Below are 19,149 nucleotides of genomic sequence, written 5' to 3' on the forward strand. Positions count from 1 at the left end.
TTATATCCAATTTTTACGGATTAATAGTTGTTCAATATGGGTATAATGATGGTTGCAATGCCACGCATAAATACCAATATTTTCTTTTAAACTAACTTCTTCATTTCCTTCTGGGTGAATAAATATTTTATTCAAATCATTTTCAGACAAACCTTTTAAAAAATAGGACCATTTAGCATGTATTGCCCTTAAGTGATTAATTGAATATGCTATAGGAAATTGATAATCAAATAATTCTGCCCATTTATCTTCAAAATACGCTTTTATAACTGGCTTATCCTCGGTTAAAGCCCATTTAAAACGAGTATAAGAGTTGTGATGACTGTCTGCACAATGATGAATTACTTGTCTAACAGTCCAACCACCATTTCTATAGGGAGTATCTAGTTGTTCATCAGATAAGTTTTTAACTAATTTTTCAAGTTTTGTTGGAAATTCTTCAAGCGTTTGAATCCAATCATTTATAATTTCAGAAGAAATTTCTGAAGGAATAGTAGGTTTTCCAATTGGGTATTTCAGTTCCTCCATTATTCTTTTTCTTTTGATCTAAGCTTTTCAATAGCTCTTTTAGAGCTTCTATTTTCTGGATTTATAGCTAATGCTTTTTTGTAATATTCAATAGCCATGGTAGTGTCTTTCATTTTTGCATAGGCGTCACCCGTACTATCGTAAGTGTTAGAACTGTTAGGGTATAATTCAATGTTAATTTTAAAAACCTCTAAAGCATTTTCGTACTGATTATCTCTAAGGTACTGATAGCCTAATCTGTTTAAATTACGCTCTCTAATAACAGGATCTAAACTGTCTTTTTCTTTTATTGCTTTGTACCCTTGCAAAGCCGCTTCAAAATTTCCTTCAGCTAAATGTTCGCTTGGTGTTTTTTCACCTGCTTTTAATTTTTTAAACACGTATTTTTCACCTTCATGCTCACGTTTTTCAGCCAATTCAATTTTATTTTCTTTGGTGTTGAAAATCATTTTCTCATTTAATTCTTTAACATAAAAAGAAGAATCGTTCACTTTTAAAGGCTCTAAATCTTGATTTCTCCACTTCACAAACAATATATCTTCAACAAACGTGACTTCAATAACTTCATCAGCATTAAAATAATAACGTCCTGAAGCTTTTTCAATAAAATCAGCAGAATTTTTATTTGTTGTACAGCTTGTAATTAATAAAATAAGTGATAAAAAAAAGAATTTAGTCTTCATTAGTGGTTAGTTTTTCTTGAGTTGTTTTTTTGTAAGACGATTAAAAATGAATTTAGTTACAAATTAAATAGAATACTTCTTCATTGGCATAAGAATTGACCTACTAATTGAAAGGTAAACAAATTTTAAATTTTATCTAATTGTTTATCAGTAGTTTATGGTTTTTAAAAAGTGGTTTGTTTTAAATTGAAATTTTAAAAGTGCCACTATGACAGAATATACAAGACATGAGTAAATCAAAAATTTTACATTTAGACAATTTGTCGCTTCAAGATGTTTTTAATGAAGATTCAGAGTTAATTCCTTTATTAACCCCTGAGGACGAAGAGCTAATAAACCAAGAAAGTATACCAGAAGAATTACCGATTCTTCCGTTACGAAATACAGTTTTATTTCCTGGAGTAGTAATTCCTATTACAGCAGGTAGAGACAAATCTATTCAATTAATAAAAGACGCTAACAGAGGAGAAAAAGTTGTTGGAGTAGTAGCACAGAAAAATAGTGAGGTTGAAGATCCTACTATAGATGATATTTACCATACAGGTGTAGTTGCTCAGATTTTACGCGTATTAAAAATGCCAGATGGAAATACAACTGTTATTATTCAAGGTAAAAAACGTTTTGAAATTGAAGAAGTAATTCAAGAAGAACCTTATTTAAAGGCAAAAGTTACTGAAGCTGTAGATGAACGAGAAGTAGATGATCAAAAAGAATTTGATGCTATTATCGATTCTATTAAAGATTTAGCTTTAGAGGTAATTAAAGAAAATCCGATGTTGCCATCGGAAGCTTCTTTTGCAATTAAAAACATTCAATCTAACTCATTTTTGGTGAATTTTATTTCGTCAAATATGGAGTTAAGTGTAGCGCAAAAACAAGTCTTACTTGAGAAAGATAACTTAAAAGAGCGTGCTTTACTAACCTTGAAAAATTTAGATAAAGAGCTTCAAAAGTTACAATTACGTAATGATATTCAGTCAAAAACACGTTCTGATTTAGACAAGCAGCAACGTGAATATTACTTACATCAGCAATTAAAAACCATTCAAGATGAATTAGGTGGTGTATCTCATGAGCAAGAATTGGATGAGATGCGCGCTAAATCAAAAACTAAAAAGTGGAATAAAGAAGTTGCTGAAACTTTTGAAAAAGAGCTGAATCGTCTTAAAAGAATGAATCCTCAAATGGCAGAGTTTGGTATTCAACGAAACTATTTAGAGTTGATGTTAGAATTACCTTGGGGAGAATATTCAAAAGATAAATTCGACTTAAAAAAAGCGCAAAAGATCTTAGATAGAGATCATTTTGGTTTAGAAAAAGTGAAAGAGCGTATCATAGAACACTTAGCGGTATTGAAGTTAAGAGGTGATATGAAATCTCCAATTATCTGTTTATATGGTCCTCCAGGAGTAGGTAAAACTTCTTTGGGTAAATCGGTTGCAGAAGCATTGGGTCGTGAATATGTTCGTATGTCGTTAGGTGGTTTACGAGATGAAGCTGAAATTAGAGGGCACCGTAAAACTTATATTGGAGCATTACCAGGACGTTTGATTCAAAACATAAAAAAGGCAGGAACTTCAAATCCAGTATTTGTATTAGATGAGATTGATAAGTTAGGTCAAAGTCATCAAGGAGATCCTTCTTCAGCAATGTTAGAAGTATTAGATCCTGAGCAAAATACAGAGTTTTACGATAATTATTTAGAGGTAGGTTACGATCTTTCAAAAGTATTATTTATTGCTACTGCTAATAATTTAGGTCAAATTCCATGGGCGTTGCGCGATCGTATGGAAATTATTAATGTTACTGGGTACACTATTGAAGAAAAAGTAGAAATTGCTAAAAAATACTTATTCCCAAAGCAATTAAAAGAGCACGGTTTGTCTAACGAACATTTAGTTGTTGGTAAAAAACAAATTGAAAAAATTGTAGAGGGTTATACTCGAGAATCAGGAGTTCGTGGTTTAGAAAAACAAGTAGCTAAGGTAGTTCGTTTTGTTGCAAAATCAATTGCGATGGAAGAGGAGTATAGCGTAACGTTATCAGATTTTGATATTGAAAATATTTTAGGTCCTGCTCGTTTAGAACGTGATAAATACGAAAGTAATGATGTTGCTGGTGTTGTTACAGGTTTAGCGTGGACAAGTGTTGGAGGTGATATTTTATTTATCGAATCTATTATTTCTAAAGGAAAAGGAAACCTTTCAATTACGGGTAATTTAGGAAATGTGATGAAGGAATCTTCTACCATAGCGATGAAATACATCAAAGCAAATGCAGAGGAATTCGGAATTAATCCTGAAATTTTAGATAACTATGATGTACATATTCACGTACCAGAAGGAGCAACGCCAAAAGATGGTCCTAGTGCGGGTATTACGATGTTAACATCATTAGTTTCTGTGTTTACTCAAAGAAAGGTTAAAAATAAATTAGCCATGACAGGTGAAATCACACTTCGTGGAAAAGTATTGCCAGTTGGTGGAATAAAAGAAAAAATATTAGCAGCTAAAAGAGCCAATATTAAAGAGATAATTTTGTGTGCAGACAATAAAAAAGATATTGATGAAATTAAAGAAAGTTACTTAAAAGGATTAAAATTCCATTATGTAACAGATATGAGTGAGGTAATTGAAATAGCACTTACCAAACAAAAAGTAAAAAAGGCTAAGAAATTAGTATAAGGAAAAGCTCCTGAAAAGGAGCTTTTTTTATGGAGTAAAATATTTAATGAAAGAAATCTAGTTTTGAATACTTTTTAGGTATAAAATCCGTTGTTGTTTTTATTATTATATTTAGAAAATTAATCAATACAAACTTTAAACCCTTAATTTTATGAAAAAACTACTTTTTTTTGGAGCATTTATGTTCTCACTTGTGTCTTACTCTCAAATCGAATTTATTGAAACTACTAAAACCGAAATTGTAGGTAAAGTTGAATATGTTTATTTAGAAAAAATAGGAGAGGAAGCCTATAATCTTTACTATAAAAACCTAAACGACCCAATTCACGAATATGTGCATTTTTCGTTTAAGAATTTAGATAATGATATTGAAAAATTATATCAAATCATTATGAGAGGGTTTCAAGAAAGCCCTAGAGATCCTTATAAAATCAAAGCGAATGGAGATGTAATTTGGTTAAAGTACACGAAAGAAGACGGTATTGTACATTTACAAATTCAGCAGTATGTAAGTAGAGACCCTGATATTATGACCGTTTCTAAATTACTTACTTACGATCAAGTTAATAGATTATTTAGTAAATAATTGTTTTAATTGAAATAAAAAAAGCAGCTTAATAAGAGCTGCTTTTTTGTGTTATATAAATTTCTATTAGTTCTTAGCTTTATCTTTAAAAGCATCAAATTTATTAGTTGTTTGTTTAGGCCAACTGTTGTTTGATGTATCAATATCAGCAGTTTCTAAATCAGGATCAACCATAAAACTTTTAATTTCTTTCGAAGAAGTAAATACTCTATAAACTTTTTCTTCATTCTTCTTCCAAATTTCAGCTGGGAATGTTTGACGCTCTTTAGTTCCATCTGCATATGTCATTTCTACGATAATTGGCATTACTAAACCACCTGGTTTTTCAAACTCAACTTGGTACATATACTTAGGAAGCTCTTTTAAACTAGCTTTTTGATCGGCAGATAAACCGTTTAAATACGTTTGAACATCTGCATTATTAGCATCATTCTTCTCAGTTGTTAAGTAAACTAATTTACCTAAACGAGCAAAGTAAGATGGGTACTGCTCTTGTAATTTTTTAGTTCTTTCGTTTGGCTTATCAGTTAAATACAAAGGTTTAACTTCTTTAATTCCGATATCAGTGTAATCTGTAGTATAAAACCATCCTCTCCAGAACCAATCTAAATCCATTCCAGAAGCATCCTCCATAGTTCTAAAGAAATCTGCAGGAGTTGGGTGTTTGAACATCCATCTTTTAGAATATGTTCTAAAAGCATAGTCAAATAACTCAGGCCCCATGATAGTTTGACGTAACATATATAAACCAGCAGCTGGCTTTGTATAAGCGTTTGGACCGAAGTTATGTACATAATCTCCTTGAGACATAATTGGGCTTAACCTGTCTTGATCTAAACTCATATAACGTACAATGTCCTTAGGTAAATTTCCTGTATTAAAATTAGGATCGTAGTCTAACTCAGCTAAAATTTCAACAAAAGAGTTTAAACCTTCATCCATCCAAGTCCATTGACGCTCATCAGAGTTAACAATCATAGGGAAGAAGTTATGACCAACCTCATGTGTAATTACTCCAATCATTCCGTTTTTAACTCTGTCAGAATAAGTTCCATCAGGATTTGGACGACCGTAGTTGAAACAAATCATAGGGTATTCCATTCCTTGATTCTTCGCATGAACAGAAACAGCTTTTGAATATGGATAATCAAAAGTCATTTTCGAGTATTCTTCTAAAGTATTCGCAACTACACGAGTAGAGTGCTCTTCCCATAAAGGGTTTCCTTCTTTTGGATATAATGAAACAGCCATAACGGTTTTACCGTTAATGCTAACTGCCATTGCATCCCAAATATATTTTCTTGATGAAGCAAATGCGAAATCACGTACTTTATTTGCTTTAAAATGCCAAGTTTTAGTTTTTGTAGTTCCTTCTTTCTCGTTTGCCTCAGCTTCTTCTTGTGTAACAATGAAAACAGGGTTTTTAAACGACTTTCTAGCTTTTTCAAAACGACTACGTTGCTCTTTAGACAACACATCTTTTTCGTTTTGTAATTCTCCTGTAGCGTCTAAAATATGATCTGCAGGAACAGTAATTTTTACATCATAATCACCAAATTCTAAAGCCCATTCACTACGCCCCCAGAACTGCATGTTTTGCCATCCTTCAACATTATTGTATACACATAATCTTGGGAAAAATTGTGCGATAGTATAATTGTTATTTCCGTCAGGAAAATCTTCAAAACCAGAACGTCCTCCGTCTTTTACAGAATTATTGATTAAGTAATTCCATTTAATTTTGAATTTAAAAACCTCACCAGGAGCCAGTGCTTTTGGCAAGTTAATTCGCATCATAGTACTGTTTATCGTATGCGATAAATCTCTATCGTCAGCATATTTTACTGCTTCAATTTTAAAACCAAAATCTTTTGGTTTTCCCATATTGTCAGTTACAAATTTTTCTGGAGTTTGGAATCCGCTAGCACCTTTAGATTCTGCTAGTGGTGTTTTTGAATCTGGAGCACGCATGTTTTGATCTAACTGTAGCCATAAGTATTCTAAATGATCTTTAGAATTGTTGTGGTAAGTGATGTCTTCTTCACCATAAAGCTTGTTGTTAGCTTCATCTAAACGTAAATTCATTACATAGTCAACTTTTTGTTGTGTATAGCCATGACCAGGAGCTCCAGAAGCGGTACGTTGATCGTTAGGTGTGGCTAAAACATCTTTTAATTGACGGAATTTGTTTTGATCGGTATGACCTTGCTGGCGTTCTTTTTTAGGTGCCTCTTGTGCAAAAACAGAAGCAGATACAAAAAACGCTGAAAATAGTAGCGTAGCGTATTTTCTCATTGTGTTTTAATAGATTTTAAAAAATATGCGGAAAGTTAATGAAATCCTACTAAGAAAATCGAAGCTTTATTAAAAATTTAACAAACCTTTATCATTATCTTTTGATAAAAATAAACTTTTACGTTTATGGTTTACAGTGGCTTTTATTAAGTTTTGCTGATCAGGAAAGTATTTGATTAAAATATTGTTTTCTATTTCAATTGATTTAGGTTGTACAACATTTTCAACTTCTAGATAAAAATAAACAATATTACCATCGTATTCTTTACCAATAAATTTATAGGTAACTTCTTTATTGTTAACTGATATAGAAAAATATTCTTTTAAATAGTTGTAGAAATATTCGTCAATATTTTCATGTTGATTTTTGGTAGCAATTTGAAGATTTGTATTGTATTCTTTATTTATAGCTAACTCGATGTCATCCATAAAAACATTCATAATCATTTGAAGACTTTTTGAATCTTCTCTATACTCAATCTCGGTTAATGCAATATAATATTTATGCATTGTAAAAGAGAATAGAGGAAGTAAAAATAGAATGACAATAACTTTTTTCATGATTGGTTTCAAATCAATTATTGCGCCAAATTACTGTTTTTTGATAAGTTCGAGATAACCTGAGTGCTCTTTTCTGAAAATTTTAAGAACTTCTAAATACTTGTGGTTTTTATATAAATCTACTATTCCTAAAGGATTGCAATACTCAAGAAAATGATAATATCTATCAACAGGAATGTTTAGTTGAACAAAAAAGAATTCTTCACCAAAATCGTTTAAGAGTTTTGCAGGCAAATTTTCTTTAAAAGCTAATTCTTTACGAAGTTTCCAAAGTTCTTCAGAATCTTTGATAGGGAAGGAGTTATTGGTTCCAAAACCTTCAAAATCTTTTGTGGGATCTACATTTACTACTTTGGGTTTTACATGTTTGCTAATATGATCATCTGATTTATAGTTATCGTAATTAACCTTAGAAAAATTTGTAGCATTACTTGCTATTTCTTGTTTTGGGTCACGCTTTACTTTTCTAATATCTTTTGTTAATTCACCTGAAAGCTCATTACTACGTAATAAAATTTCATCAAGCTCATAATCTTGTTTCTCTAAAGAGGTTATTTTTTTAGCTACATTAAAATCTTTTTGAGTAAGTTTTTCAAAAATGGTTTTATAACCGATAGAAGTATATCTAATAGAATCGGTTGGTTTGGCAAAAATTCGATATTCACCATCTTCGTTTGAAAATGTAGCTTGATTGGTAGAAAAATTAACGATATGCGCATTTTCTAGCACGCCATTTTCGTCATATATAATTCCAAAAAGTGTTTTACGTTCTTCTTGAGCGAAGACAATTTGTGATAATACAAGTAGTATGATTAAAATTCTCTTCATGGTAGTGTGCATTTAGGTTAGTAGCTCACTTATAAAGATACAAAAAATCAAAGAAAATATCAATAAGGTGATAATGAACAGGTACTTACTCGTAAGTTTCAGAGTTTAGTTTTTTAAACTCTGTTGCTTTTTCACGTAAAAAGGAAATCATAGCAACTTCGTTTTTTAGTAATAAAGGGTTAAAATCGTTAGCACTTTCAGTAAAATAAATGAATCTTGAAATATCTTTTTCTAAGATTTTTAACTCATGTTGAATATATATGTGGTAATTGTTATGAATATATTGAATTCTTCTTTCTAAATCTTCAATAGCTTTATCTTTTTTAAGTTTTTTGAGTCTGCCTGATATAGAATTAATAATATAATCTGTAGAGACAATAAAACCTAATCCACTAAATTTTAAAGGCATTCCACCCATTCCTGTGTATAACCTTCTTTCAGCAGGAGTTAAAATTCTTGATCCAGCAAATGGTAGATTAAGTGTTTCGGCATTAATTTCTTTTTCTGATTTGATATGTTTTGAGTCAGAAGAAATATATCCTAATAAATTATGTTTTTTAATTTCAACTTCATCTAACTCGAGAGGTACTTTTTTAAGCTCAATTTTGTTTTCTTGAATTCCAAAATGATTGGTGTTTAACGTGAAAATTTTAGTTTCATATCCAACAAAAGAGATTTGAAGAGAGTCACTTTTTGTCGCTAAAATTCTAAATTCACCGTTATCGTTACTAAATGTTCCTTGTTTAGTGTTTAGGTTTATTATATGTGCGTTGGAAACAACACCAATTTCATCATATATTGATGCATAAAAGAAAGTTCTTTTGTTTTGACCGCTAATTTTTAAGCTAAAAATTAATGTTATTGTTATAAATAAGGTCTTTTTCATTTCTCTTGATGTATAGCTGAAAGATATTTTATGCTTTCTCCTTGCAAAATATCAATTACTTTTAAAACTTTTCCTTCTTTGTATAAGTTTTCAATATTTCTAAAATTACAAAACTCTAAAAAATGTAAATACTTGTCTTTGGGAATTTTCAATTCTTCAAAAAAGAAATGTGAACCAAATTCAGAAAGAAGCTTATTAGGAAAGCTTTCTTTATAATTTATTTCTTTTCGTAGTTTTTTTAAGTTTTCAGAATATTTATCAGTTCCAAGACTTACACCACCTCCAACACCTGCAAATTTTGCAGTTGGATCTGTAAACTTTCTTGCATTGGGAGCTTTACCACGATCAATAATATCAATGTTTGATATAACTGGTTGCGAAAAATCAATATTAGAAAAGTCTACAGCTTTTTTTGATTTTTCTATTCCCATATCTTTTGGAGTTTGTTTTGTGTCAATAGCGATCGAACCAATTAGAGTATGTTTTTTTACCTCAACTTCATCTAGTTCTATGGTAGTTTTTGTGAGTTTAATTCTATTCTCTGTTATTCCGAAGTGAGTTGATTCAACTTTTATAATCTTTGTTTCAAAACCTACAAATGAAATTTGTAATGAGTCATTAAGTTTGGCTAAAATTCTAAACTCACCATTATCATTGCTAAACGTACCTTGTTTGGTATTTAAATTAATGATGTGAGCTTCTGGTATCGTTCCTAGATCATCAATAATGGTAGCATATAGCATTTTTCTGTTTTCTTGAGCAGTAATTTTAAAAACCAATAGAAAAAATAAGATGAAGGGTAGTTGTTTTATCATGCAATTATTTTTGAGTAAGTCTTATGTTTTCATTTTCTAATAAATACGGAGAGTGTTTACTGTTTTCAATCAAAACAGAAGTAAGTTCTAATACTTTGCCGTTTTTGTATAGATTGATAATTCCTCTTGAAATACAGCTTTCTAAAAAAGAATTGATGTTTTCTTCTTTAATTTTTAACTGTTTTATAAAAAAGCTATCAGTAAAATGTTTGCGAATTTTCGCTAAGTTTTGATCTTCAACTTGTAGTTTTTTTAAGAGTTTTTTCTTTTTGTTTGTACCGTTTAAAGCATTGATGAGTCCGACAAGATTTACAGAAACCCCAGATTCAATTTTTACAGTTTTATCATCTTTTGGTTTGCTATTAGTATAAGGAAGTTTTAAGGTTTTGGCATTAACAACAGGTACATTAGCTAATATATCTGGATCTATTTCAAGAATACTTCTTTTTCTTTCTAAAACAACCTCATCAAGCATGTGAGTTTTACTAGTAACATAAATAACAATATTCTTGGCATTTATGTTTTCTTGTGTAACCGTAATTTCTTTGTATTCAAGATTTAGATGAGAAATTAATAAGGTATTTCCTTCTTCAGTTAAAATTTCAAAAGAACCGTTTTCGTTAGACACCGCCCCGATTGTAAGCTTTTTGTTGATGATGTGTACATCTTGAGTAGGAATGCTATCAATAAAAACAGTTCCTTTAATTATTTTAGGATTGTTTTGAGATTGAAGCAACCAAGAAAATGAAACTAAAACAGCAAGTAAAAAGTTTTTCATATCACAAATTAACTACCGAGTCGTCTTAAAAATGTTTTAACAACTTGGTAATTTTTTGTTAAATGAAACTATACTCTTTCTAATGTTAGGTTATAAACGATAGTCTTTTTAGTTGTGTCTGAACTTAAAGTATTAACAGTTTCTCGGGTAAAAATATAGTAGAGTTTTAAAGTGCTTTCGGTTAACTCTTTAATTTCAATTTCTTGAGTAAACCCTTCATATTGTAAAATAATTTTATTGTTTTCTAAAATCCAGCTAGTTGGAGTATAAATACCGTCAATCCCTTTAATATCTACTGAAGTGTCTGATTTTCCATTATCATAAGTAGTTACAATGTCAAAAAAACCTTCAGAAGTTAATTCGTTAGGGTTTTCTGAAAAAGTATAAACAAGTGAAGAATTATTGGCTATACTTTGATTTTTATTGATTGAAGCGATAGAACTAACCGTACTTACTGTTGTTTCTGAATATGAAAGTTCAACAACTTTCCAGCTACCAACAATAGTTGGTTTTTGTTCTTGATTGATGTTGATTTCACTTTTACTACAAGAAAATAAAAAAAGGAAAGTGAAAATTGAAAGAAGGGATTTTAGTTTCATTAAAGGAAAACTTTAAAAGTTCACCGCAAATATATTTAAAATTATTAGTTTTGATTATAAAGCTAAAACATGAAAAATTTAATAGTAGCAAGTACTTCTACAGTACACGGAAGCTCATATTTAGAGTATATTTTACCAACATTAACTGATTTTTTTAAAGAAGCATCAACGATTTTATTTATTCCGTATGCACGTGCTAGCGGAAAGCCGTATGATGAATATACAGCGATTGCTAGGAAAGCTTTTGCTAAAATTGATAAAAAAGTTATAGGAATTCATGAGTTTGACAATCCTAAAGAGGCTGTTCAACAAGCAGAAGCTATTTTTACAGGAGGGGGAAACACTTTTGAGTTAGTGAATCAGTTATACCAAAATGATATAATTCCTGATTTAATAGCTACTATTGAAAATGGTACACCTTATTTAGGAACCAGTGCAGGAAGCAATATTTGTGGGGTAACCATGATGAATACGAATGATATGCCTATTGTATACCCACCGAGTTTTAAAACCTTAGGATTGATTCCGTTTAATATAAATGCGCATTATTTAGACCCAAATCCAGATTCAACTCACATGGGAGAAACTCGTGAAATGCGGATAAAAGAGTTTCATGTTTTTAACGAAACACCAGTTTTAGGATTACGTGAAGGAAGTTGGTTAGAGGTTAAAGAAGATTCAATTATGTTGAGAGGAAATCATTCAGCACGTTTGTTTCAGCAAAATAAAGAAGCTATAGAGTTAGAAAAGGAAACGAAAATTCATCAATATTTCAAATAAAAAAACCTCCAAGTTTAACTTGGAGGTTTATACTTTTAAGGATTTCTTCGTTCACAAGCTAATAATGTGTTTTTATTCTTTTAAAAGGGCTATTTTTTCATTTACCTTATCCATGAATTTATGAAGATATTCAGGAACATTGTTTTTATCTTGATCAATTCTCCAGCTTTTAATATTGCCATTTTCTGAATACTGAATAAACAGCCCTCCACCATCAGCACAATCTGGGCATCCAAAAGTTGTTTCTTTTTGGTTTAAAAGTTTATTAGGAAAGTAATTGATTAAATCTTTTGTTTGTTCGTACTTATCCTTTTCAAGTTCTATAAAATCCATATCTACACCACTATAATCATCAATTATATCTTCAAAAAGTGTTGTATTAGTTAATTTAAAGGTTTCAACGCAATCTTCTCCTCCACACATTCCGTAAAAATGTCCAAAAACTAAATAATTTTGTTCATTGATATTGATTTCATTTAAGTCATTATCATTACAAGAAAATAAAACTCCAACGATTGCTAAGATTACTACTATTCTTTTCATAATTTTTAATTTGTTTATTAATAAGATACAGGAATTTTAATTTGGTTGCGTTAAATAGGTGATTTTTTTTTTTAAAAGACTACTAAAAAGTAGTCTTCAGTATTTCATCTCAACATTTTTTTTGTCTTCGTTCACAAGCCAGTAATGTGTTTTTAAGAAGCATTGCAATTGTCATAGGTCCCACACCTCCAGGAACAGGAGTGATATGTGAAGCTTTTTCAGCAACTTCTTTAAAAGCTACGTCTCCAACTAATCTAAAACCGTTTTTCTTTGAAGCATCTGCTACACGCGTTATACCAACATCAATAACAACTACATCGTCTTTTACCATATCTGCTTTTAAAAACTCTGGAATACCAATGGCAGCTATAATGATATCAGCTTTTTTAGTAATTTCTTTTAAGTTTTTGGTTCTACTATGAGTTAGAGTGACGGTAGCATTTCCAACTTTTCTTTTTTGAGAAAGTAAAATACTCATTGGACTACCAACGATATGGCTACGACCAATAACAACCACATTTTTACCTGAAGTCTCTATATTATAACGGTCTAATAATTCTAAAATACCGAAAGGAGTTGCAGAAATGAAAGTAGGTAGGTTTAATGTTAGTTTACCAACGTTCATAGGGTGAAAACCATCAACATCTTTATCAGGATCAATTGCCATTAAAATTTTTTGTTCATCAATATGATCGGGTAGTGGTAGTTGCACTATAAATCCGTCAATATCTTTATCAATGTTTAAAATAGCAATTTCATTCAATAATTCTTCTTCTGTAGTTTCTTCAGGAAGACGAATTAAGGTAGATTCAAATCCAACACGCTCACAAGCTTTAACTTTTGCGTTTACATAGGTTAAACTAGCACCGTCATTACCCACTATTACGGCTGCTAAATGAGGAGTTTTCTTATCATTATTTTTTAATTCTGCTACATCTAAAGCAATTTCTTCTTTAATGTCTGCGGATGTTTTTTTACCGTCTAGTAAAATCATTTTATGTGTGTTGTGTTGTTAAGTTGTTGTAGTGTATAAAGCAAAAGAGAAGCCGTAGCTTCTCCTTTTATATATTTTTTATCTCATACCTTTCATCATCTGCATCATTTTTCTTCCGCCACCACCTTGCATCATCTTCATCATTTTGCTCATTTGGTCAAACTGCTTCATCAATTGATTTACTTCTTGAACTGAAGTTCCAGATCCTTTTGCAATTCTTTTCTTACGACTCGCATTTATTATTGTTGGTGTACTTCTTTCTGATGGAGTCATAGAGTGTATGATAGCTTCAATTCCTTTAAATGCGTCATCATCAATATCAACATCTTTTAACGCTTTTCCAGCTCCAGGAATCATTCCGACTAAGTCTTTCATGCTACCCATCTTTTTGATTTGATTGATTTGATTTAGGAAATCATCAAAACCAAACTGGTTTTTAGCAATCTTCTTTTGTAATTTTCTTGCTTCTTCTTCATCGTATTGTTCTTGGGCACGCTCTACTAACGAAACAACGTCTCCCATTCCTAAAATACGATCAGCCATACGACTAGGATGGAATACATCAATAGCATCCATTTTTTCACCCGTACCTATAAATTTAATAGGTTTGTCTACTACCGATTTAATCGATAAAGCAGCTCCACCACGAGTATCACCATCTAATTTGGTTAATACAACTCCGTCAAAGTTTAATACATCGTTAAAGGCTTTAGCAGTATTTACCGCGTCTTGACCCGTCATAGAGTCAACCACAAATAACGTTTCTTGTGGACTTACAGCTTTGTGGATGTTAGAAATCTCTGTCATCATTTCTTCATCAACAGCTAAACGACCAGCGGTATCGATAATCACTACGTTTTTACTGTTAGCTTTTGCATGCTTGATAGCATTTAAAGAAATTTCTACCGGATTTTGATTTCCTTCTTCAGCATATACCTCTACACCAATTTGTTCTCCAACTACACGTAGCTGATTAATTGCCGCAGGGCGATATACATCACATCCAACCAATAAAACCTGTTTTGATTTTTTAGTTTTAAGATAGTTAGCTAATTTACCAGAAAAGGTTGTTTTACCCGAACCTTGTAAACCAGACATTAAAATAACAGTTGGAGAACCACCTAAATTAATCCCTACTGTATCACCTCCCATTAACTCAGTTAACTCGTCTTTAACAAGTTTTACCATTAATTGCCCTGGGTTTAACGTTGTTAATACGTCCTGTCCTAAGGCTTTTTGTTGTACAGTTTTGGTAAACTCTTTCGCTATTTTAAAGTTAACATCGGCATCTAATAAAGCTCTACGAACTTCTTTTAGGGTTTCTGCAACGTTAACCTCGGTAATTTTTCCGTGTCCTTTTAGCGTGTGTAACGCCTTATCTAACTTTTCGCTTAAATTATTAAACATGTATCGGCTTCATTTTTTAGAGGCACAAATATAGGAATTTTAGTTGTAGTATTTACTTGTTAAGTAGTAGAATTTACATTGATTGTTTGTTGTCGTTTGTATTTTCTTATCCCTATGATTCCAACGATAATACCTAGCAGTGGAAGGCATAAAAATAACGGCATTAATATGGTTTTACTAATGATGAATTTCGACAGAAGTGTGATGATAAAAAAGCTGAAACCTAAAACTTCCCAAATTCTATAATTTTCTAATCTGTTGTTTAGTTCTATTTTTTGAGGTTTATTTATCAGTACTTTAAATGTGTTCCAATCCCAAATAATTAATAAGATTGTTGCTAAAAACATTGCTCCCGTAATAAACGGAGTTCCTCTAAAATCATAAGAAACGGTTATCACAAAAATATTAGCAATTATTGGTAAAAATAAAACAGCACCAAGTTTAGCATAACGCTGCGTCATTAACAAAAGACCAGCGATTAGTTGTCCTAATCCGATAAATTTCCAGTAGCCACCAGATTGATATAAAGTTTCAAAAAAATGCCAAGAAGTATTGATAGCATGTAGTTCTCCGCTAGTACTTGTAAATCTTAATCCTTGTATTTTAACAATGCTTGCAAAAACAAAAGAAAAGCCAATAATATAGCGTAGATAAACAATAAATAACTGAGGTAGTAATTTGTTTTTCATTAAAATAAGGTTTTAGTAGTTTATTATTTTAATGACGAAGCACTATTTTATTTGTTACTTATTGAATATAATACACAATTTTTTAGTTTGGGATACTGTGATAAAAGCGGATGTGTAAATTCTTTTGTTTTTGTCATTCTTATTTTTTTTATCACAGTTATTGAAGGTATATTAATCACTGGTGCAACAGCTACAACCTCAGACAAATTAAGTGTTTCAAATGCGTATTGCAAACAAGCTTTTGCGCCTTCGGTAGCGTATCCATTTCCCCAAGATTTTGGGTGTAAACGCCAACCAATATCTACTGAAGGATTAAAATCTGCTTCATAAGTTTGTTCAGAAAGACCAATGAAACCTATGAAATCATTACCAGATAGTGTTTCAACAGCAAAATAACAAAACTTGTTCTTGCTGAATTGTTCTTGCATTCTGTTTATAAATTCTTCTGTCTGCTTTTTTGTTTGAGTAGCAGGAAAAAAACGCATTACTTCTTCATCAGAATTGATTTCAAACAAAGCATCAACATCAGAAGTTTTCCAATTTCTAAAACCTAATCGTTCTGAAGTAAAAAGATAATTTTCCATTCAGTAAAAATAGTAGTTCTCTTATAAATCTTCTGTAAAATGTTTTCTGGATTTTTCTTTTGAAAACTTTTCAGCATTGTAACTTTTTGAAGCGTTTTTAGGAATGGATAAAGATTTCCATTTTTCATTTTGTAGTACTTTGCCTAAAAATACTATTTGCCCAACATGATAGGAGTAATGACACAACTGCCTGTTAATAGCTTCAGTAACCGTGTGTCCTTGGTTTCGTATATAAATAATGTTTTCTATATCTTTTTCGCTAAGTAGTTTTATAGCTGTAAATAAACATTTCCAACCTTTTTCCCAATAAGTAATTATTTCTTCTTTAGTTGTAAAAGTGTTTACAAATTCATCGTCGCGATTTCGCCATGTTTTTTCACCGTCCTCAGTTAAAAAGTTGGTCCATCGAGATAACATGTTGCCTACAATATGTTTAACAATAATCGCTATAGAATTACTTTCTTCATTAACGTGGTAAAACAGTTGCTCTTGCGTAAGTTGAGAGAATGTTTTATCACCTAATGATTTATAATATTCAAATTGTTTTATTACGCTATTCAGGTAAGAGTGACTCATAAAATAATGGTTAGAAAGACGCTCTAATTTACAAATTTTCTACAGAATTATTTAGCAGGAATGAATTCTAATGCTACACCATTTATACAGTGTCTTTGTCCAGTTGTATTTTTAGGACCATCATCAAAAGAGTGTCCTAAATGACCTCCGCAAGTAGCACATTTTAGTTCGGTACGAGCATATCCTATTTTATAATCGGTGTCAAATTCTACGTTTCCTTTAATTTCTCTATCAAAAGAAGGCCAACCAGAACCTGAATTGTATTTATGCTCAGATTTGTATAAAGGGGTTTTACAAGCAGCACATACATACGAACCTTTTTTCTTGTTATAATTTAATGGGCTAGAAAATGACCTTTCAGTGCCTGCTTCTCTAAGTATATAATATTGTTTGGGTGTTAGCAGCTTTTTCCATTCGCTGTTAGTTTTAGTTACTTTATACTTTTTTTGATTTTGGGCATTAAGAGTAAATGATAAAGTTACTAGTAATAAAAAAACTATTTTTTTCATGATGGTTGAATAATAAAATCTACAATTTTAGAAGCTACTTTCGGATTGCGAAGAATTTTGGTATGTCCTAATCCTTCGGTAATTAAAAGTGTTCCGTTTTGTAAACTTTGACGTATTTCTACTGCGCAACTTACATCAACATCGCCATCAAATGAATCATGAATCACCAATGCAGGAATTGTTGTGTTTTTTGCCATAATGCTAGATGAATGTAAATCAATATCTCGCTGCCATTTAGCATCAAACAAATTTTTCATTTTTTTTGCAACGATAGGTTTTAGTTGTAGGTTTTTAGTGAAATTAAGAATAACATCAGATATTTTATCGGCTGCACCAACCGTAACTAGTTTATTAACTGAAAAGTTATTTGAAAGCGCATTCAATAAACACATTCCGCCAAAAGAATGTCCTACAGCAGCTTCAAACGGACCAAATTGTTTGTCGATTTCAGTTATCGTTTCAAGAAATTCTGGCATTTCAGTTCTTTTTCCTGTGGAGTTTCCATGAGAAGGACCATCAAAAGAAATTACCATATATCCTTTTTCTAATAATTTATCGGCAATCATATATAATTGAGTGCTTCTTCCTGCCCATCCATGAACAAATAAAACCTTTTTGGTTGAGTATCCATAAGACAACACTTGAATGTCTTTAGAAATAGATGGCACATTAATTGTTTTCTTTTGAGCGCTCTCTAACATTATTTTTTCTCTTTCAGGAATAGGAAAATTGATGGGAGTAGTAAATAATTTAGTGCAAAATTTTGCAGCTAAATTCGTTGATATAAGTTGTAGTGCTTTAGCTGAAAAAACAATTGGTTTAGGTATTGTTATACTTGGTAACGCTTTTTTTGAGTGTGTAAAATCCATCAATTAGTTTTAAGATAAAGATAGAATTTGTAAATTTAAAGACATAATTTATTCGCTTATTTGTGACAAATAAGAAAAAAAAGTGTCATACTAAACGTAACCAAAATATAAAAATTTTAAATTATTAAACGATGAAAAAAATTATAGCCTTAGTGTTTTTAGCTGTTTTTTTAGTTGAATGTAGCACTGTACCTATTACTGGGAGAAAAAGATTAAACTTTGTCAACGATGCTGAAATTTTGCCTGCAAGTTTTGCTCAGTATAAAGGATTTTTAGAAGAAAACAAATTGTCTACAAATGCTACTGCAACAAATCAAGTTAAGCGAGTTGGTAAAAATATAGCAAGTGCAGTAGATCGTTTTATGCGAGCTAATGGAATGAAAGCTGAGGCAGATTCTTACAAATGGGAATTTAACTTAGTAGAAGATAAAACGGTTAATGCTTGGTGTTTACCAGGAGGGAAAGTTGTTTTTTATACAGGTATTATGCCAATTTGTGCAAATGAAGACGGTGTAGCAGCGGTTATGGGACATGAGGTAGCACACGCTTTCGCGAAACACGGACAAGAAAGAATGTCAACAGGTACATTACAACAATTAGGAGGTGTAGCAGTAGCGTTGAGTACTCAGAATAGCAAAAATGCAGATATGTGGAATATGGCTTATGGATTAGGAACTCAAGTAGGAGTTATGCTACCATTTAGTAGAAACCATGAAACCGAAGCTGATAAACTAGGTTTAGTTTTTATGATTATGGCTGGATATAAAGGAGAAGAAGCTGCTGAAGTATGGGTTCGTATGAGCCAACGTTCTGGTGGAGCAGGAGCACCTCCAGAGTTTTTAAGCACACACCCTTCAAACCAAACTCGTATTCAAACATTACGATCTTTTTTACCAGAAGCAAAACGTTTAGCGGCTAAATTTAATGTGCCAGCCAAATAAAAAAGCTTAAAATT

21 protein-coding genes are annotated in these 19,149 nt (G+C 31.3%); 4 read left to right on the plus strand and 17 right to left on the minus strand.

What is annotated here, in order from left to right; genetic code table 11:
* Positions 1 to 528 (minus strand): YfiT family bacillithiol transferase, encoded by a 528-nt coding sequence (locus ACKTST_RS06180; protein ID WP_408046878.1) that lies wholly within the window; start codon positions 526 to 528, stop codon positions 1 to 3.
* Positions 528 to 1,211 (minus strand): tetratricopeptide repeat protein, encoded by a 684-nt coding sequence (locus tag ACKTST_RS06185; protein ID WP_408046879.1) that lies wholly within the window; start codon positions 1,209 to 1,211, stop codon positions 528 to 530. Before ACKTST_RS06185 ends, ACKTST_RS06180 begins: the two co-directional genes overlap by 1 nt.
* A gap of 227 nt (positions 1,212 to 1,438) precedes the next feature.
* Here ACKTST_RS06185 and lon point away from each other — a divergent pair, with 227 nt between their 5' ends.
* Together lon and ACKTST_RS06195 are read left to right on the plus strand one after the other, a co-directional pair.
* A complete protein-coding gene (lon, locus tag ACKTST_RS06190; protein ID WP_408046880.1) occupies positions 1,439 to 3,895 on the plus strand; it encodes an endopeptidase La in 2,457 nt (818 codons plus the stop codon).
* A 151-nt stretch (positions 3,896 to 4,046) separates the two neighbouring features.
* Positions 4,047 to 4,481, plus strand: a complete 435-nt coding sequence (locus ACKTST_RS06195) for a hypothetical protein (RefSeq protein WP_408046881.1) — start codon at positions 4,047 to 4,049, stop codon at positions 4,479 to 4,481.
* A gap of 66 nt (positions 4,482 to 4,547) precedes the next feature.
* On the opposite strand, the gene ACKTST_RS06200 is transcribed toward ACKTST_RS06195, so the two are convergent.
* From ACKTST_RS06200 to ACKTST_RS06230, 7 genes are all read right to left on the minus strand, one after another.
* Positions 4,548 to 6,776, minus strand: a complete 2,229-nt coding sequence (locus ACKTST_RS06200; RefSeq protein ID WP_408046882.1) for a M1 family metallopeptidase — start codon at positions 6,774 to 6,776, stop codon at positions 4,548 to 4,550.
* Positions 6,777 to 6,845: 69 nt separating this feature from the next.
* Positions 6,846 to 7,337, minus strand: a complete 492-nt coding sequence (locus tag ACKTST_RS06205) for a DUF6702 family protein (RefSeq protein WP_408046883.1) — start codon at positions 7,335 to 7,337, stop codon at positions 6,846 to 6,848.
* A gap of 30 nt (positions 7,338 to 7,367) precedes the next feature.
* Positions 7,368 to 8,165, minus strand: coding sequence for a carboxypeptidase-like regulatory domain-containing protein (locus ACKTST_RS06210; protein WP_408046884.1), 798 nt, complete (start codon positions 8,163 to 8,165; stop codon positions 7,368 to 7,370).
* Positions 8,166 to 8,250: 85 nt separating this feature from the next.
* The gene (locus ACKTST_RS06215; protein WP_408046885.1) at positions 8,251 to 9,051 is read right to left on the minus strand and encodes a carboxypeptidase-like regulatory domain-containing protein; all 801 of its coding nucleotides are present in this window, start codon (positions 9,049 to 9,051) and stop codon (positions 8,251 to 8,253) included.
* Positions 9,048 to 9,866: a carboxypeptidase-like regulatory domain-containing protein gene (locus tag ACKTST_RS06220; RefSeq protein ID WP_408046886.1), complete on the minus strand. Its 819-nt coding sequence runs from the start codon at positions 9,864 to 9,866 to the stop codon at positions 9,048 to 9,050. The genes ACKTST_RS06215 and ACKTST_RS06220 overlap by 4 nt, the downstream gene beginning before the upstream one ends.
* A gap of 4 nt (positions 9,867 to 9,870) precedes the next feature.
* On the minus strand, positions 9,871 to 10,644 hold the full coding sequence (locus ACKTST_RS06225; RefSeq protein ID WP_408046887.1) for a carboxypeptidase-like regulatory domain-containing protein: 774 nt from the start codon (positions 10,642 to 10,644) through the stop codon (positions 9,871 to 9,873).
* Positions 10,645 to 10,712: 68 nt separating this feature from the next.
* The gene (locus tag ACKTST_RS06230) at positions 10,713 to 11,243 is read right to left on the minus strand and encodes a hypothetical protein (protein WP_408046888.1); all 531 of its coding nucleotides are present in this window, start codon (positions 11,241 to 11,243) and stop codon (positions 10,713 to 10,715) included.
* 69 nt (positions 11,244 to 11,312) lie between these two features.
* On the opposite strand from ACKTST_RS06230, the gene pepE reads away from it, so the two are divergent.
* Entirely contained in the window at positions 11,313 to 12,023 is a 711-nt protein-coding gene (gene pepE / locus ACKTST_RS06235) for a dipeptidase PepE (protein ID WP_408046889.1), read from the plus strand.
* Between the two features lie 72 nt (positions 12,024 to 12,095).
* Here the strand turns inward: pepE and ACKTST_RS06240 are convergent, their stop codons facing one another.
* The 8 genes from ACKTST_RS06240 to ACKTST_RS06275 form a co-directional block, all read right to left on the minus strand.
* Entirely contained in the window at positions 12,096 to 12,566 is a 471-nt protein-coding gene (locus ACKTST_RS06240; protein WP_408046890.1) for a hypothetical protein, read from the minus strand.
* Positions 12,567 to 12,675: 109 nt separating this feature from the next.
* On the minus strand, positions 12,676 to 13,560 hold the full coding sequence (gene folD / locus ACKTST_RS06245) for a bifunctional methylenetetrahydrofolate dehydrogenase/methenyltetrahydrofolate cyclohydrolase FolD (RefSeq protein ID WP_408046891.1): 885 nt from the start codon (positions 13,558 to 13,560) through the stop codon (positions 12,676 to 12,678).
* A 78-nt stretch (positions 13,561 to 13,638) separates the two neighbouring features.
* Positions 13,639 to 14,967 carry a signal recognition particle protein gene (ffh, locus tag ACKTST_RS06250; protein ID WP_408046892.1) on the minus strand — a complete coding sequence of 443 codons (1,329 nt, stop codon included), beginning with the start codon at positions 14,965 to 14,967 and terminating at the stop codon, positions 13,639 to 13,641.
* A gap of 59 nt (positions 14,968 to 15,026) precedes the next feature.
* Positions 15,027 to 15,656: a hypothetical protein gene (locus tag ACKTST_RS06255; RefSeq protein ID WP_408046893.1), complete on the minus strand. Its 630-nt coding sequence runs from the start codon at positions 15,654 to 15,656 to the stop codon at positions 15,027 to 15,029.
* 47 nt (positions 15,657 to 15,703) lie between these two features.
* Positions 15,704 to 16,240, minus strand: a complete 537-nt coding sequence (locus ACKTST_RS06260) for a GNAT family N-acetyltransferase (protein WP_408046894.1) — start codon at positions 16,238 to 16,240, stop codon at positions 15,704 to 15,706.
* 21 nt (positions 16,241 to 16,261) lie between these two features.
* Positions 16,262 to 16,816, minus strand: a complete 555-nt coding sequence (locus ACKTST_RS06265; RefSeq protein ID WP_408046895.1) for a DUF1572 family protein — start codon at positions 16,814 to 16,816, stop codon at positions 16,262 to 16,264.
* Between the two features lie 47 nt (positions 16,817 to 16,863).
* Entirely contained in the window at positions 16,864 to 17,325 is a 462-nt protein-coding gene (msrB, locus tag ACKTST_RS06270; RefSeq protein WP_408046896.1) for a peptide-methionine (R)-S-oxide reductase MsrB, read from the minus strand.
* The gene (locus ACKTST_RS06275; protein ID WP_408046897.1) at positions 17,322 to 18,194 is read right to left on the minus strand and encodes an alpha/beta hydrolase; all 873 of its coding nucleotides are present in this window, start codon (positions 18,192 to 18,194) and stop codon (positions 17,322 to 17,324) included. The genes msrB and ACKTST_RS06275 overlap by 4 nt, the downstream gene beginning before the upstream one ends.
* A gap of 131 nt (positions 18,195 to 18,325) precedes the next feature.
* On the opposite strand from ACKTST_RS06275, the gene ACKTST_RS06280 reads away from it, so the two are divergent.
* The gene (locus ACKTST_RS06280) at positions 18,326 to 19,135 is read left to right on the plus strand and encodes a M48 family metallopeptidase (RefSeq protein WP_408046898.1); all 810 of its coding nucleotides are present in this window, start codon (positions 18,326 to 18,328) and stop codon (positions 19,133 to 19,135) included.
* Positions 19,136 to 19,149 lie beyond the last annotated feature (14 nt).

This window comes from Tenacibaculum crassostreae (assembly GCF_964512405.1).
Lineage (GTDB): Bacteria > Bacteroidota > Bacteroidia > Flavobacteriales > Flavobacteriaceae > Polaribacter > Polaribacter crassostreae.